4 protein-coding genes are annotated in these 18,187 nt (G+C 43.2%); all 4 read left to right on the forward strand.

The genetic code is table 11. From position 1 onward, the window contains the following. Positions 1 to 13: 13 nt before the first annotated feature. Genes MY7_RS06180 through MY7_RS06195 form a run of 4 tightly spaced genes read left to right on the forward strand, consistent with a single transcriptional unit; the run spans position 14 to position 18,130 of the window. Positions 14 to 5,725: a type I polyketide synthase gene (locus MY7_RS06180; RefSeq protein ID WP_029325887.1), complete on the forward strand. Its 5,712-nt coding sequence runs from the start codon at positions 14 to 16 to the stop codon at positions 5,723 to 5,725. Continuing rightward, complete coding sequence (locus MY7_RS06185) at positions 5,725 to 13,104, forward strand: type I polyketide synthase (RefSeq protein ID WP_029325888.1); 7,380 nt, start codon at positions 5,725 to 5,727, stop codon at positions 13,102 to 13,104. The genes MY7_RS06180 and MY7_RS06185 overlap by 1 nt, the downstream gene beginning before the upstream one ends. Before the next feature lie 50 nt (positions 13,105 to 13,154). Next, the gene (locus MY7_RS06190) at positions 13,155 to 17,006 is read left to right on the forward strand and encodes an alpha/beta fold hydrolase (protein WP_007611169.1); all 3,852 of its coding nucleotides are present in this window, start codon (positions 13,155 to 13,157) and stop codon (positions 17,004 to 17,006) included. Positions 17,007 to 17,038: 32 nt separating this feature from the next. After that, on the forward strand, positions 17,039 to 18,130 hold the full coding sequence (locus tag MY7_RS06195; RefSeq protein ID WP_029325889.1) for a serine hydrolase domain-containing protein: 1,092 nt from the start codon (positions 17,039 to 17,041) through the stop codon (positions 18,128 to 18,130). Positions 18,131 to 18,187 lie beyond the last annotated feature (57 nt).

An 18,187-nucleotide genomic window follows, 5' to 3' on the forward strand; every position in this document is an offset into this window, starting at 1 on the left:
AGGAATGAGACAGGTGGCCAGTAATCAAAACTATCAGTTCACATTAACAATTAAACATACGGACTATATTGTCAGGGATCACCGGGTGCATGGCACCCGGATTATACCCGGTGTCACATTTTTAGATATGATATACCGTATGGCGCTGAGCAAAGGTTTGCCTATTGAAGAACTAGAGTGTCAGAATATTTTGTATTTGGAACCTGTAGCAACATCTGATACCTTTGACAGAGAAATCCGCATCCGTTTTCAGGGATTGGAACAGGGATGGGAAATTCAGGCGAAGAGCAGAAAGGTAAAAGATGACCGCATTCTGGATGAAAGCTGGGATGAGAATATGAACTGCAGGCTCATGCCGAAAATCCCGGAAAGCATGAGTTCAATCAATATTGATGAAATTAAGCATGCCTCCGCCCGTGAAGCTGATATGGAGATATGTTATGACTATTTAAAAAAGGTTGATATAGAGCATTTTGAATTTATGAAGAGTCTGGGGAAAGTTTATGCGTCTGATCATTCTGTACTTGCAGAGTTGACGCTCAGCCAAATTGCCAATCAATATACCGGCTATTTTCAATTGCATCCCACTTTTCTTGATGCGTCTACCATCATATCGATCCTTTATCAGGCATGTCCCGAATATTTTACACAAGGATCTCCGGCAAGCCGGATGAAAACGTATATTCCCATTCATATTGAATCTTTCCGTATGACGAAGCGCCTGGAAGACAGGTGTTATGTGTACATAGAGAAGCAAGACCAAAATCATGATTCAGGGGATGTCATCCAAGTAAGTTACGGTTTGTACGATGCACACGGGGAGATGATCGCTTATTTTACGCGGCTGTCTGTGAAACATATTCGCTCAAAAGATTTAATTGAAAACCTGAAGCAGACTCGTTTGGAAACTGAAGCGGCTTCTCAGCCAAAAGACAGCCTGATCAGAAAAGATTCAATCATAAATCGAAGCGAAAGCATCGAGACACACCTTAAAGAATTAATATCCGGGGTTTCAAATATAGATCTGCGTGACATAAGGACAGACATTGGTTTTTATGAACAGGGCCTGGATTCAGCTTCTTTGCTTGCCATTGTCAAAGAACTTGAAAACAAAACAGGGGAACAGCTGTATCCTACACTCCTGTTTGAGCAGAAAACGATCCGGGAACTCGCCGCGTATATTAAAGAAAATCAAAAAATGTCCAGTTATTTCTTAACGCAAAATCAACCGGCTGAAAAGCCTGACATGAAAGAAAGTAAGAACGAAAATCTTTCCGCTCTTATAACAGAAGGAGACATTCAGCAGCTGATCGCAGATATCAAAGGGACTGCCCCTGAAACACTCTCTGTCGTAAAAGGTTTTTATGAACAAGGCCTCGATTCCGTAACACTTATGCAAGCCGTAAAGGCATTGGAAGAGAAAACAGGCAGGGAACTGTACCCTACTTTATTGTTTGAGTATCCGACGATTCAAAAACTTGCAAACTATTTTGCAGAGAGCGGTGAAAAAACTTCCGTTGAAAAAGACCTCCCTCTTTATCATGGAGAGAATCATACGGCTCTGACCTATTTAACGCCGCATTGGAGACAAAAGGCTGCCGCTTGGGACCCGAATTGCGGAAATAAAAAGAAAACAACATACCTGCTGTTTCAATATGACAGAGAGCTTTTTCATTTTATGCGGGAAAATGCTGAAAATGGATTCGGAAATACACAGATCATTCTCGTTTTATCAGGGAATCGTTTCTCCTATCACGGAGACGGTGTTTATGAGATAGATCACAGGGAGGAAGCTCACTTTGACAGGCTTGCAGCTGATCTGAAAAAAAGGGGGCAAATGCCCGACACCGTGGTTTACGGGTGGCCGGAAGGGTCATTTGCCGGCCCGGAAAAAATAAATGAACAGCTTTCTAAAGGGGCTTACCCGCTATTCTTTTTCAGCCGGGCATTGATGCGCAGCAAGGCGGAAAAAAAGGTTGTATCGCTTTTCCTTTATCCGTCGGACCATAAAAATGATCAGCCGCTTTACGCTTCAGTCCATGGCGCAGGGCAGTCTATTTTGCTTGAGAACCCGAAACTGGCCCATAAGACAATCGGGATATCAGTTTCAGACAAGTCATCGTTGCCGGATCTCACAGCTGAAATCATCAGATGCGAATCAACTGAAGCGCATCCGGGAGAAACCGATCTTTATTATGAAGGAAATGTGCGCTGGGTCCGTGCCTTACGGGAAGCGGAACCGGCTCAAAACTCAAGTTTCTCCTTTAAAGAAAACGGAGTATACATGATTACAGGAGGGGCCGGCGGCTTAGGCCTTATATTTGCAGAACATATCGCAGCCCAAACGAAAGCCAATATTATTTTAGCGGGCCGTTCTGAACTTACAGAAGACAAAAAGAACAAAATCAGCCAAATGAAAGCAGGCGGTTCTTCGGTTCAATATATAAGAGGTGATTTTTCAGATAGCCGCGATGCAGAGCGAATCATAAAAACCATTAAAAGGCAATTCGGAGAAATCAACGGTGTGATACACAGTGCCGGTGTGACGCACGACGCTTTATTGATTCAAAAATCAAAAGATGAAATTCAGGAAGTGATCGCTCCGAAAATAAATGGGACGGTCTTATTGGACAGCTTGCTGCAAACCGAACCTTTGGACTTCTTTGTGATGTTTTCATCAAGCACCTCGATGTACGGGAATATCGGACAGACGGATTACGCATTTGCCAACCGGTTCATCGATCTTTTCGCTGAGTGGCGTGAAGGAATGAGGCGGAAAAAAGAACGCTCCGGCGTCTCAGTAGCCATCGGCTGGCCGCTATGGGAAGACGGCGGCATGAAAGTGGATAAACAAACTGAAAAATGGATGAAACAAAAAATCGGTATGGTTCCTCTTAGTAAAACCAATGGGATCAAAGCTTTTCAAGATTCACTCTCTCTGAACGCATCACAGCTGATCGTGTTTGAAGGTGACAAAGCAAAATTGAAATCTGCACTTCAAGATACCTTCATGGAGGATGAAAACCGTGAGATCCAAATAAATGAAACAGCTGATACAAGGCATGAGGACATTGCCATTATCGGATTAAGCGGGAAGTATCCGATGGCTGAAGACTTACCTGAATTTTGGGAGAATTTAAAGAGCGGAAAAGATTGTATTACAGAAATCCCGCCTGACCGTTGGAATATAGATGATTTCTTCAGCGAAGACAGAGATATGAAAGGGAAGTCTTACAGCAAGTGGGGAGGTTTTATCAGCGGAGCCGATCAATTTGATCCGCTTTTCTTTCATATTTCCCCAAGGGAAGCAGAACTTATGGATCCCCAGGAAAGGCTCTTTTTAGAAACGGCCAAAAATTGTTTTGAAGACTCAGGGTACCCGAGAAACATGCTGGAAAAGATGAAAGTCGGTGTATTTGTCGGTGCAATGTGGGGCCAATATCAACTATTTGAAGGAGAAGAAAATGGAGTGGCTTTCTCGCCGGCATCCGTCTATTCTTCAATAGCCAATCGGGTGTCTTATTATTTTCATTTAAAAGGTCCGAGTTTGGCTCTGGATACAATGTGCTCTTCATCACTGACCTCTATTCATTACGCATGCCAAAGCATACATTGCGGAGAGAGCGATATGGCATTAGCCGGCGGAGTGAATTTGTCAATACATCCGAATAAATATAAGTTCCTCAGCATGGGACAGTTTCTATCAAGTGACGGCAGATGCCGGAGTTTTGGAAAAGACGGAAGCGGTTATGTTCCCGGTGAGGGAGTCGGAGCCGTATTGTTAAAACCATTGAAAAAAGCAATAGAAGATCAAGATCAAATATACGGTGTGATTAAGGGAAGCGCCGTTAATCACGGAGGAAAGACGAGCGGATATTCCATACCGAACCCGGATGCGCAGGCGGAGGTCATTTCAGAAGCGCTTCGTAAAGCTGACATTGATCCGAATACCGTCAATTATATTGAAGCGCATGGAACGGGTACGTCATTAGGCGATCCGATTGAAATTCAAGGACTGAAAGATTCCTATCAACTGAATCATCCTTGCGCCATCGGTTCGGTGAAATCAAATATCGGACATTTAGAATCTGCGGCAGGAATCGCTGCGGTAACGAAAGTGCTTCTCCAAATGAAGAATAAGCAGCTTGTTCCTTCTCTGCATTCCGATATTGTTAATCCGTTTATAGATTTTGAGCAGGTTCCTTTTCAAGTGCAGCGGAAAGCGGCTGAATGGAATATTCCGCAAAACAGCAATGCTGTTCATCCTTTGAGAGCCGGGGTAAGCGCTTTTGGGGCAGGAGGGACAAACGCGCATCTTATATTGGAAGCGTATGAGCCGCCAAAAGCTTTTAATCATCAAAGCGGCCGAGTGATCTTTGTTTTATCGGCTCAAGACAAACAACGGCTGATAAAGTATGCGAAGGTTATGGCTGATTTTCTATCAGAAAATGAATCGAAGGATAACAATCATAAACTGCGTCTTCAGGATATTGCCTATACACTTCAGACGGGACGCGATCATATGGAAGAACGGCTGGCGATAGTGGCAGATTCCGGGCAGGTCATTGCTGAAGAGCTCTCAGCTTATATCAGGGGTGAAAAAAGCAGCTTGAGCTATACCGGTAATACATTCGAATCAGAAGTTCACAATGAAATGCCTCACGTTTGTTCAGATTACGCCGAAGCAGCATCCAAATGGGTAAATGGAAGAAAGATAGATTGGGAGACTTTTGAGGTGAATCGGAATGCCCGCAGGATTTCTATTCCGGGACAACCGCTGATCAAACAGCGGTATTGGATAGCGGAAAAAGGGGAAACGCTTGTTTCGGCGGATGTCAGTAAGCCGACTCACCCTTTCTTGGGGAGTAACACGTCCGATTTTAATCAGTTCAGTTTCACGAAAAAAATCAGCCGTAATCATCCGTTCGCACTAAGTCTGTCTGAAGGAAACGTGTCCTTTTTCCCTTATGCATCTTTGGCTGAAATGGCTATCGTCAATGCAGCGGCAGCATTTGGACAACCAGTTCATACATTGACTGATTTATTGTGGACCGAAAGCATGAACGGAATGACTGATATACGGGAACTGATGATTACGCTGACGCCTGAGCGCGACTTTGCGCGGTTTGACATATATGCAAACACAAAACATGAGAATAAAGTATGTCTTGCCAGGGGAAATGCGCATATTGTTAAGCCTGAAAGCGGTATGCTTCCTGAAGCGCTTGATATTGCTGAAGTCAAATCAGAAATGACTGAACATCCTGCTGAATCGCCTTTTGTCATTGAATCAGCGAAAAACAGTGACGGAATGCTGTCGCTTCATTCATTGCCGGATGAGCTTTATGCAAAAAGAGAGAATTTTACGATCTCCCCTGAAGCGCTTGAGTCCGCAATTCAAGCCAGTGCGTTTTTTGTCAGCGGAGAAACCTTTCCGGAATTGATCGGAATGGGAGCGGCGGATGTCTATCAGCCTCTCGCTCAAAATTTTTATGTCTATACTCAAAAAGAGAACCGGCAGAACAGCCGTGATGTAACGTGTCATATGACATTTACAGATGAAAACGGAAGCATTCTGGCAGAGTGCAGAGATGTGAGATTCAGATATGGTCATAAAAAAGGCACTGTTCAGACGGACGACGAACTCATTCGTCTCCTGCGTCAATTGGAAACCAATGATATTGATCAGAAGGCTGTATTGAAACAATTAATGGGGGAAGAATGATGAACGGAAAACGTGAACAAATCAGCGATATTCTTGATCTGATTCAAACAGGACAAATATCGGCTGACGAAGGCTATGCCCGTGTGACATCCATTCAGAATCAAAAATCACGGGCATCGAACCATCCGCTTTTTTATTACAAGCCGGAATGGACAGAATCGTTCATTCCGAATAAGAAGAGCGTACCCTTGACGGGATTGCTCCTGATTTTTGCAGAAAATGAACGGCAAATACAAGAATTGAGCGGTTTGTTTAAGGACTGTACTCTCTTGTTTGTTATCCGCGGAAAAGAATTTGCTGTTTTACATGATGATACGATTTGTATGAACCACGTGAAAAAAGACGACTATCTAAAGCTGTTCCGATACATCCATGATCATTATCAGCTGCCCGAAAAGATTCTTCACTTGTGGTCTGATTCTCAGGCTGACATGAGTAAGGGAGGTATACAGAAACAATTGGAAAACGGATTGTTTTCTCTTCTGTATATTACACAGGCGCTGATTGAACTAAAATGGAAAAAGATAATAAAGCTGACGCATATTTTTCAAACTGAGAATAAAGAACAACTGCCGCTGCATCATGCTCTCGGCGGATTGGTGAAAACCGTTCACCAGGAATACCCCAATTTTCACTATCAGATTATCAATATCACGCAATCAGAGGGTACGGGAGCCGCTCTTCCAGCAATAGCGGATATATATCAGAGAGAGTGTGACGAAAAACGGGATACCCATTTTGAAGTGCGCTATGAAAACGGCAGACGTTTTACGAAAAGCTATAATAAAGCCGGCTCATTCGATTTAACCCAGCCGCTGAAACATCATGGGAATTATCTGATTACAGGAGGTCTGGGCGGTCTCGGTTATATATTGGCAAAACATCTGTCGGAAAAATGGAAAGCGAATCTCATATTGACGGGGCGCTCTGATTTAACTGAAGAGCAGGAGAAAAAGATCGAATATTTAAGAAGTTCAGGTTCAACAGTTGAATATATCCGATCTGATGTTTCAAAACAAAGTGATGCTGAACGGATGTTTGCTTTTGCAAAAGAGCAGTTCGGCACCTTACATGGAGTATTTCACAGTGCCGGCGTACTCCGTGACTCTTTTATCTTAAGAAAGACAAAAGAAGAAATTGATCAAGTCACAGGTTCGAAAGTTTATGGCACGTTGTGGCTGGCGGAAGAAATCAAAAAAATGAAAGTTGAATTACTTGTCTTGTTTTCATCCACATCGGCAGTCTTCGGCTCAGCCGGCCAATGTGACTATGCTTTCGCCAATGCCTGTTTGGATCAGTATGCAGCAGTTATGACCGCAAAAGAGTCTGCCGGAAGGGTAGTGTCAGTCAATTGGCCGCTATGGACTTCCGGCGGGATGAATATTGACGATGAAGGAATATCCTACATGAAACAGGAACTCGGTCTTGACCCGTTAGATGACGGTGACGGAATACAGGCTCTGGAGAACAGCTTGTGTCAATCATCTGAACAGCTGATTGCCTTGAAAGGCCGAAAAGAAAAGATTGAGGATGTGCTGAAGCGTGCCGGCACAATCAGCTTACATTCAGACCAGCAGGAAGATGCCGATTTGCAAAACGATGAATTAAGACAAAATATCATCAGTTATCTGAAAAATATAATGTCCGAAGAATTGAAATTACCTACCTCACTCATAGATGAAAAACAATACCTGGAGAAATACGGCATTGATTCAGTGATGATCATGCGTCTGACCAAAAAGCTGGAGCAAAGTATCGGCAGATTGTCGAAAACATTATTTTTTGAATATCATTCAATATCGCAGTTAGCCGAATATTTCCTGAGTCATCACAGCGAACGAATGATGAAACTGCTGAACCCGGCCGGCACACCTGAACTTGTTTCATATCAAAAAAAGCAAAAAAGAAAACCATTGGAAACAAAAGCGTCGGTACGCTTTGAAGAAGAAGATTCAAAAGAGCACATTGCGGCCGATCCCCTTTCTGCTGATATAGCCATTATCGGTGTCAGCGGCAGATACCCGGGTGCGGAAAACATCAGGGAGTTCCAAAATGTGCTGATGAATGGACAGGATTGCGTAAGCGAAATTCCTGATGACCGGAAGGAAATGCTGGAGGGAAGCTGCTATAAGTGGGGAGGTTTTCTGAAAAATCCAGATCGGTTTGATCCTTTATTTTTCCGGATATCACCGAAAGAAGCGGCTTTTCTTGATCCTCAGGAACGCCTCTTTTTAGAGACAGTGTACAATACCATAGAGGATGCGGGTTATAAACCTTCAGATCTGACCCGCAAAAAGGTCGGAGTTTTTGCAGGCGTCACATATGGAAGCTATCAATTTTTCGGCGTTGAAGAATCACTTAAAGGAAATGTACTGGCCGTCGGGTCTCCATTTTCTGCAATCGCAAACAGAATATCATATTTCTTTAACTTTAAGGGGCCGAGTATGGCGGTTGATACAATGTGTTCATCCTCTCTTAACGCCATTCACTTAGCCTGTGAAAGTATACGAAGAGGAGAAAGCACACTTGCTGTTGCGGGCGGGGTCAATCTTACGCTTCATCCGAATAAATATACATTATTAAATCAAAGCCGCTTCTTTGCAAGTGATGGCCGATGCCGTACATTCGGCGAGGGCGGTGACGGTTATGTACCGGGAGAAGGAGTGGGATCCGTACTTTTAAAGCCGGCGGCGGAAGCGGTAAGGGACGGAGATCATATTTATGCGCTGATTAAAGCGACAGCGGTTAATCACGGAGGGAGAACAAACGGTTTTACGGTTCCTAATCCAAATGGTCAGTCTGAACTGATACAGGACGCGCTTCAGAAAGCTTGTATTGACCCTCGTACAATTAGTTATATTGAAGCTCACGGAACCGGAACTGCTCTGGGAGACCCGATTGAGATCACCGGGTTAACAAAAGCGTTTCGGGAATTTACGGAGCACACTCAATATTGTTCAATCGGTTCTGTCAAATCAAATATCGGCCATCTTGAGGCCGCAGCGGGAATTGCCGGTTTGACAAAGGTTCTTTTGCAAATGAAACTGAAAAAACTGTTTCCTTCCATACATGCGGAGACGTTGAATCCAAATATTGATTTTAAAGCATCTCCCTTTTATGTACAGCGGTCATTGCAAGACTGGAAGAAACCGAAACTGCAGGAAAACGGAAAAACAGTAACTGTTCCGAGAAGAGCGGGGATCAGCTCATTCGGAGCGGGAGGAACGAATGTTCATATCATTATAGAAGAATATGAAGAAACAAACGTCTCAACAGAACATGTTGAGAACGAACCGCATATTGTCCTGTTATCTGCCAAAGACAATGAACGTCTTCTTGAGTATGCCGAAAACATGAGAGATTTTATCCAACGTTCACTAAGTCCTGAAGTAAAGGATAAACAGCCTGATATGAAAGAAAAGGTGAATGAAGTACTCAAACCGTTTGTTTCGGAATTGCTTCATATCCATCCGGAAGAAATTAATATTGCTGATCACCTGAGTGAATTTGGCGTAGGACCTTTGGAATTAAGCCGGATGGCGGATTTTATTAACGAAATGTTTCATATTGAACTCACGATGTATGAATTAACTGATTGCCCCTCCATTCAAGCGGTTACTGAATACTTATTGAAGGAATATGCCGGAGCGATAAGAAACATGTTCCCGAATGAAGTGATGGAAGCCGGCCAATCGGAAAGCGTCGTTTTACGGGATCTGGCATACACTACACAATCGGGCAGAGAAGCGATGGAGGCCAGAGCGGCGATTACCGGTACCTCTCTTAAAGAAATTAAGGATAAATTATTTGAGTTTTGCCGCGGTGACAAGCAAGTTCCAGGCGTATATGTTAATCAGCAATCAGATGCGTTTGCTGAAAAAATGAAGGCGTTAACGGAAGGCAGAGCAGGTGAATTGTTTGTAAAGACCATTATTGAGAACGGTGAAGAGGAAAAGCTGGCTCAATTATGGGTTTGGGGGGCGGATATCGACTGGAAATCCGTTCATCAACATTTACAGCAGCCGGGTAAACGGATCTCAATTCCGACTTATCCGTTTGCGAAAGAACGTTATTGGGTTCCGTCCAGGACTGAGAAGACAGAGATCCCTCAGCATTCTTTTCAACATCACTTGCAAAAAAAATGGAGGGAGAATCCGTTTGTAAATCCATCCGAAACAAAAGAGTACGGACTGACAGTAGCATTTGTAAATCAAGACACAGAATCAATTGCCCGCACCATTTGTTCGGATATAGATCAGGAGAATCTGATTGTCATAAAACATCACTCTTCATTTATAAAACACTCTGATCAAATGTTTGGGTGTTCTTTATTAGATGAAAACCACGCATACGACGTTATCCGTGAGATCTTCTCGGGCGGTGAGCGGCAGGTCGAAAATATATTTGATTTCTCAGATATCGGAAACCAGAGTGAAAATCAGAACGGCATCCCATATGGTAAATTCTTATTTATACAAGAAATAATTAAGAGGAGTAAAAAGGAAACACCATTATCCATTTTACAAATCACCAATGGCTTGCAGGTATTTAAAGCGGAAAAACCAAAGCTGACGGGGGCAGAATCATCGGCTTTTCTGAAAGCCCTTTCTGCGGAATACGGCTTTGTTCATGTGAAAACAATAGATATAGACAGCATGAAAGAAACGCATGAGCTGAAACAAATCTTTGAGAATGAAAGGGCGCAATGTACCGGAGAGAATGAAGTATGCTACCGCGGCGGCGTCAGATATGTTCCGTATTTTGAAGAAGAAAGAATCCATACCGGCGAGCCTGTTTCATTTCCTGCGGATAAAGCCATCGTGATTACCGGCGGGACAGGGGGCATTGGCAGAGCAATAGCTGAAGATTTGGTGAAACGGGGAGTAAAAAAACTCGTGCTGACGGGTACGCGTCCATTACCTTTGCGAAGTGAATGGGATCATTTGCTGAAAGAGGGCAGACAGGACGAAAAGACAGTCAGCAATATCAAACTGTTTCAAAGTTTTGAAGAGAAAGGTGTCAACTATCTGTATTACAGCGGTTCTCTCACAAATGAAGAGAAGCTGCGTTCATTCTTTCACCAAGTAAGCCTTGAATTTAAAGATATAAGCGGTGTCATACACTGTGCCGGACTGCACAGCGGCGGAAATCCGGCCTTTATTCATAAAAGAATGAGTGAATTTAAGACGGTGTACGGGCCGAAAGTCACTGGACTTCAGAATTTGGAGCGGATTTTTAATAATACGCCGCTGGATTTCTTTATTCTATTTTCATCAATTGCTGCACAGTCACCCAAACTGTCGAAAGGAATGACTGATTACGCGTCTGCAAACGCATATATGGACTATTTCGCGGCTTATCATTTTCAAAAGGGGAGAACGTATTTCACGTCCATCAATTGGCCGAGCTGGAAAGAAGTCGGAATGGGTACTGTGACAAGTCCTTTATATGATGAATTGGGATTGGACTCTCTTTCCACACGGGAAGGACTGGCGATTTTGTATCATGCACTGGAGAGAAAATCGGCCAATATCATTCCTATCGTGAAAAAAGGAACAGTGTTTCATGCAGACAGTCTCCTGAACATCAATAAAACCGGCGGAGCTTCGGTTCCAGTCCGAAGACAGGAGACTCCCGACACTTTTGATCATTCAGAAGGGCTTGTCAGTGAACTTTCTGCCGTATTTGCCGAGGAATTGAGCATTCCCCTTGAAAAGCTTAACCCAAATACGGATTTTCAGGAATACGGTGTAGATTCTATACTTCTTGTCAGCATTATACATCGTATAGAAGCAATGATTCAGAAAAAAATTGACCCTACTGTGCTTCTTGAACACAACACGATTCATGGTCTTGCGGAATATATCGGTAAGACGGCGCCGCCGTTGAAAAAACAAATCGAACAGACTGATTCTCAAAGCAGCAACCAGCATGATATGCAGTCTGTGACGAGCCGAAATACAGAACCGCAGGCGGCTTCCTCTGCAAAGATAGCTGTTATCGGAATCGGATGTAAGTTCCCTGGAGCGGCTGATAAAGAGGAATTTTGGGACAATCTGAGAAAAGGGAAGAATCATATTAAAGAAGTACCTGATTCCCGGTGGAATATAGAAGAAAATTACTCTCCGGTGCAGCAAAAGGGAAAAAGCATCAGCAAATGGGGAGGATTTATCAATGGAATCGGCAGCTTCGATCCGGAGTATTTCCGCATGGAAGAGGAGAAGGCGATCCAAACGGACCCGCTGATAAGACATTTCTTAGAAACGAGTGTACAGACTGTACGGGATGCCGGTTATGAAGAAACGGAATTATCGGGAAAAAAAGTCGGCGTATTTGTCGGTTCCAGAATGGGCGGCTACGGTCACAAACTGCCGAAAGAAAGCAGCAGCCACATCGTCGGGCTTAGTCAAAACTTTATTGCTTCACATGTGTCGCATTTCTTTAATTTTCACGGTCCAAGCATGGTTTCTGATACCGCTTGTTCTTCTTCATTAGTCAGCATTCATTTAGCCTGCCAAAGCATAAAAAACGGTGATTCAGAGATGGCGCTGGCAGGAGGGGCGGATCTGCTTTTGGATGAAATTCCTTACCTGATGTTAACAGAAGGGGGAGCTCTTTCGCCGGACGGTCAGTGTTTTACTTTTGATGAAAGGGCAAACGGCTTTGTACCCGGAGAGGGTTTTGGCGCTGTTCTGTTAAAACCGCTGGAGAAAGCAAAAGCAGACGGAGATCGGATATACGGTATCATTGAAGCATCAGCTATTAATAACGACGGTGCGACAATGGGAATTACGACCCCGAATCCTAAGCTTCAAGAGCAGGTTATTCAAGATGCATTTGAAAAAGCCGATATCACTCCCGGATCAGTCAGCTACGTCGAAACTCACGGCACAGGCACGATGATTGGAGATCCGATTGAGCTTCAGGCTCTGACAAAAGTATTCCGAAGAGACACAAACAAAACGCAATTTTGCGGAGTAGGAAGTGTAAAAAGCAATATCGGACACTTATTAAGCGCTGCCGGAGCGGCAAGTTTCATTAAAGTGATTTTATCAATATGGCATAAGGAAATTCCGCCTACATTGAATTGTGAAACGCCAAATCCCCGCTTTGAATTTGAAAAGTCGCCTTTTTATCCGAATACAGAGCTGAGAAGCTGGAAGGATGGAAAACGGAGGGCGGGCATCAGCGCTTTCGGTTTTGGCGGAACAAACGCCCACCTTTTGGTAAGCGGCCTGGATGATTCATATCATTCCGTCAGAACTCCGCTGCCGCCTGCCGAGTTTGTCAGAAAAGAGTACTGGCCGGATTCAAATCGGAAAAAACAAATCAAACAGAATAAAAAACGGCTTCTTGAAATTATTGATGAAACAGAGTAGCACCTGCTCTGTTTCTTTACTTTGTAAAAGAAGAAAGGTTGTCGAGTTGCATGAGGTTCAGCGTATTAGTCAAACATGACGATTATATTGTTTCAGACCATGTCCTTCATCAAGTGCGTACGATACCCGGCGTAACGTATATGGATTTAATAACCCGATTTTTAGCTGAGAAAGGGATATCACCCCGAAGTTTTGAAATCAAACATGTTTTATTCCGTGAACCTGTTGCGACGTCAGTCCATTTTGATAAAAAAGTCACCTTCCAGTTTACGGAACAAGAAAACGGCTGGCTTGTTGAAACAACAAGCAGGAAATGGGTCGCTGAAAAGGCGGAAGGTGAAGCGTCAGTCAACTTGCAGGCGGAAATCATAAGAAAAAATGCGATAAACGAAAAGACAATATCAATCGAAGCATTAAAGAAAGGGGCCGTCCGGACTTCGGATGCTGAAGCCGCCTATCGTAATTTGCGCAGGGGCGGCCTGATTCATAAAGATTTTATGAAATTGGAAGGTACGGTATATGAAGGTGAAAATTATATTCTGGGAGAGGTCAGTTTAAGCGGACTTTCAAAAGAATATACAGATGACTTTTACATGCATCCCGCATTTTTGGATGGGTCTCTCAGCTTGTTGGGAATCCTTACATCAGACTTGCCGGATGAAGGAACAAATGCGTTTATCCCTATATATATTGAGACGTTCCGGGCACTGCATAAAACAACTGGGTCTTGTTTTGTGTATATTGATAAAAACAGTATAACGCAGCCGCCTTCTAAAGACATTTTATATGCGGACATAGAAGTATACAGACCTGATGGAGAGCTTGCTTTTTATTATGAGCGATTCGGTGTGAAAAGAGTCAGAAATGAAAAATCAATACAAAGGCTGGAGCATTCCCAAAAAGGTAAAGAGGTCAGCAGCGCAACGAACAATAAAGAAATGATCAGAAATAATTTGATCCAAGAGATAGCCGGCATGATTGAAAAACCTGCTGAAACAGTGAAGAATGATATTTCCTTTTACGAGATGGGCTTGGATTCTAAACAATTATTAGACTTATCCAAAAAAATAGAACTGATGTTAGATACAAAGCTGTACCCGACTTTATTATTTGATTACTCCACAATCGGTGAATTGACGGAATATCTGCAGGAGAAATATGGAGCCGACATTACAGACTCTATCTCTGTTACAGTTCAGCACCAAGACAGTCATAAAACATTAACAGATGAGCTGTCATCCATTATTGGAGAGGTTACAAACACACCGCCAAATAAAGCGGACAAACACCAATCTTTTTACGAACTGGGTCTTGACTCAAAACAGCTGCTGCATATATCGAAAATGCTCGAGGAAAGATTGGATACACAATTGTATCCGACATTGCTTTTTGATTATAACAATATTCATGATTTAGCGGCTTATTTAGAAGAAAAATATGATGTGCGTAATACGCCGGCCGCAGCTTTTAAAGAAAAAACGCAAACGAAAGAGCCGTCTGAAAAGCCGATGCTTGAATCTTTGTATTTACAAAAAGAATGGATAGAATCGCCATTAAAGTCCGGAGAAGTAGCTAAGGAAAATACATTGATTTTCGATTTCGACAGTTCATTGAGTGATGAAATCCGAAAGTACATCGGCAGTGAAAATGTTATTTATGCGGAAGCCGCCGCTGAATATGAAATGGTAAATGAAAAGCATTATAAATTTAATCCGGAGCAGTCTGCTCATTACTCCAGACTGTTGGAAGATATGAAAAAGTCCGGAGCGTTTCCGGCGTCAATCATTCATTACCTGTCAAAAAAAGCTTATACTGAAGCAGCGTTAGATCTGACTCACAGCTTTTATTCAATTCTTTATTTGAGCAAAGCTTTGATCCGTCAAAAAGTAAAAGAAAACATCAACATTCTGTATGTACATGACAAGGGTCAATATACAAATCCGGTTTACGCCGCGATTGGAGGCTTTTTTAAAACGCTGAATGCGGAGCAGCCGAATATAAAGTGTAAAACGGTTGAGATTTCTTCAAGACAAACCATTGAAAAAGCACCTTTGCTTCTCAATGAATTAAGTGCCGGACATCATCAGGCTGTGAAATATGACGGCGATCAAAAAAGGTGGGTGACAGCATATAAAGGCGCTTCGCTGCAAACAGGACAAAAGGCCGCAAAGTTTGCAAAAAACGGGGTGTATCTCATCATCGGAGGGTTAAGCGGCATCGGCTGGATTATTTCAGCGTTTCTTTATGCAAATCACGGAGCCAGCGTTATCATTGCCGGACGATCGAAAATGACAGCAGACATGGAAGAAAAATTAGACAGCATCCGCTATGACGGGGCAAGCATTTCTTATATTCAGGCTGACATGTCAGATAAGCAGCAGGTCATCAAGTTAGCGGAAAAAATTCATGCTGATTATTCCGAAATCAACGGGGTCATTTACAGTGCAGGCGTGTTAAAAGACTCTCTCATTATGAATAAAACAGACGCGGAAGCTCAAGCGGTGCTGCAATCAAAGGTCAATGGTGTGATTCATTTGGATGAAGCGCTCAGAGATATGCCTTTAGACTTTTTTGTTTTGTTTTCTTCCATCTCCTCAGAAATCGGAAGTCTGGGTCAAGCCGATTACGCCTACGCCAATCGTTTTCTGGAGCATTTTGCCGAGTGGAGGGAATGTATGAGAAAGGCGGGGGGAAGATCAGGAAAAACCATCGCTGTAAATTGGCCTTTCTGGAAAGACGGAGGCATGTCAGTTGATCCCGGCATTCAAGATATTATGAAAATGGAGTACGGACTTCACCCATTAGAAAATACTGCCGGAATCAAAGCATTTGAACACTCGCTTCTCGGCCAAGGCCACCAGCTGATCGTGTTATACGGAGAAAAAGAAAAAATACAAAACGATTTCAAGCCGTTATCCGCCCGTTCAGCACCGCCTCTAGTAAGAGATTCAGCGATTGCAGCCGATTTTGATGCTTCGTCGTTCGTTACGGAAGAAGCTGAAAGTCCTTTCCGAATACTCGGCACGGCCTCCAATCGTCATCTCGACGATTATTTGCATTATTGGAGCAGACTGAAGAAAGGAGCCCTTCAGCACGATCAAAGCGATGCCGCAAAAAAACTCATCGCTTTTTACCAGGCAGAAGAAACGGAAACCGTTCATTTTCTGGCAAACACAGAAAATGCCCGGCATATGGAAATATTGATGAGCGGTAAGGGTGAAACAATTTTACTGATTTGCGGTTTCGCTACCACTGCTTACATGTGGAAAGAACAAATGAAGGAGTGGGCAGATCAATTTAATGTCATTGTCATACACACACCGGGTTACGGGCTGAGTGAGGGGAGCGCCGATTTTACACTGAGCGGGCTGGCTCAGACTTTTATCGAAGTGCTGAACGAGATAGGGGTTGCTTGGCCGATCCACATTGCGGCAGCTTCTTGGGGAGGCATGATAGGGCAGAGGATAGCCTATGAATACCCTGAAAAAGTAAAAACACTCATTCTTTCCGGAAGTTACACCGAATACGAAGAAGACCCTGAAAGCAGTGTCGAGGAAAAACTGAAAAATGATTTTATAGCTATAGGAAAGTCGCATGAATATGAAAGTTTATACAGTAATCAATTCTTAAATGCTTCTATTGAACGTTTTATGAAGATACATCAACAAGAAGGCTATTCTACAATCGGCTTTTTAAAAGACATTCATACAAGAACGCTTATCCTTACAGGTGAGAAGGAAAGCGTAGTTGATCAGAAAGAAACAAAAAGGCTGCGGAAACTGCTGAGCAATGCAGAATTAAAGAAAATTAAGGGAGCGGGGCATCTTCCGAACATCACACATCCGGAAGAATTTAATAAAGCGGTGTCAGAATTCATCAAGAAATCGGTAAGTAAAGGATGAAAACGATACATACAGTACAGGGGGAGAAAACAATGAAACAAACAATAAGCAATCCGGCATTTGATATGAAACAAATTAACGTTCTTAACAGCCATTATCAGACGATGATAGACAATGGAGTTCTGCAATGTGCGAGTTATATGATGTCAAGAGGAGGTGAGGTTTTTGCAGCTGAGTCGTTAGGGGAATTTACCGGCGGACAAAACGAAAAGCAAACATTTCAGCTTGATACAATCAGAGAAATCGGTTCTTTGACAAAAGTGTTTACCGCTGTAGCCGTCATGCAGCTCGTCGAAAAAGGTTTGCTCGATCTGAAAATGCCGGTCAAGCTCATTTTGCCTGCGTTTGATAAACCGGGTTTCGGAGAAATTAAAATTTTGCACCTTTTGACTCATACGGCGGGACTAAGTTTTGAGCTGGATATTCAAAAGGCTGAAGGCATTGACTTAACGAATGAGGAAGAATGGATAAACTATCTCGTCAGTACGCCTTTGGAGTACGGAGTGGATGAAGCATGGAACTATTCCAGAACCGGTTTTGTTATACTTGGCATCATTATTTCAAAAGTAACAGGCGTATCCTACGAACAGTATGTAACAAAGCATATTATTGAAGCGCTAGGATTAGAAAGAACGTATTTTTATGTGCCTGATGCTTTAAAAGAAGAAGTTTGTGTGATCAATGAGCACGAGTGCGTACAGCTGGAAAAAAGTCATCACCCGTATTTTCCGAATAAAGCGACAAGCGGTCTGTACTCTTCGTTGCGAGATATTTGGAAGTTGGCTGAAATGTTTAGAAATAAAGGCAGATTGAAAGATAAGAAGCTGCTTGGAAGAAAAACAGTCGAGGCTATGCTGAGAAATCAAATAAAGCCCGGTCTTCCTTTTTACTTCTTCGGAGCGCCCAGAGAGGAAGGCGGCTTTGGTTTAGGCATTAATTTGTGGCCGGCCGGTGACCATTATTTCATGACAGAAGGCACCTTCTCACATCTTGGAATGGGTTGGTGCGGCATGTTTTCTGATCCAGCCGAAGATTTTACGTATGTATTTTTCACTCCGATTTCCGAGTTTCATCCTCATGCCGTGCTGACGCCGCTGAATATCGTGTGGGCGGGTATTGAATAATTAGACAAAAGCATCGTCCCGTCTGTTCGGCAGGCGGGACGATTGCTAACTGCCCGT

Source organism: Bacillus sp. 5B6 (assembly GCF_000259405.1).
In the GTDB taxonomy this organism is placed as follows: Bacteria; Bacillota; Bacilli; order Bacillales; family Bacillaceae; genus Bacillus; species Bacillus velezensis.

Coding starts and splice junctions, on each gene's coding strand:
- MY7_RS06185 (WP_029325888.1), top strand. CDS start 5,725: ATGAACGGAAAACGTGAACAAATCAGCGATATTCTTGATCTGATTCAA.
- MY7_RS06190 (WP_007611169.1), top strand. CDS start 13,155: ATGAGGTTCAGCGTATTAGTCAAACATGACGATTATATTGTTTCAGAC.
- MY7_RS06195 (WP_029325889.1), top strand. CDS start 17,039: ATGAAACAAACAATAAGCAATCCGGCATTTGATATGAAACAAATTAAC.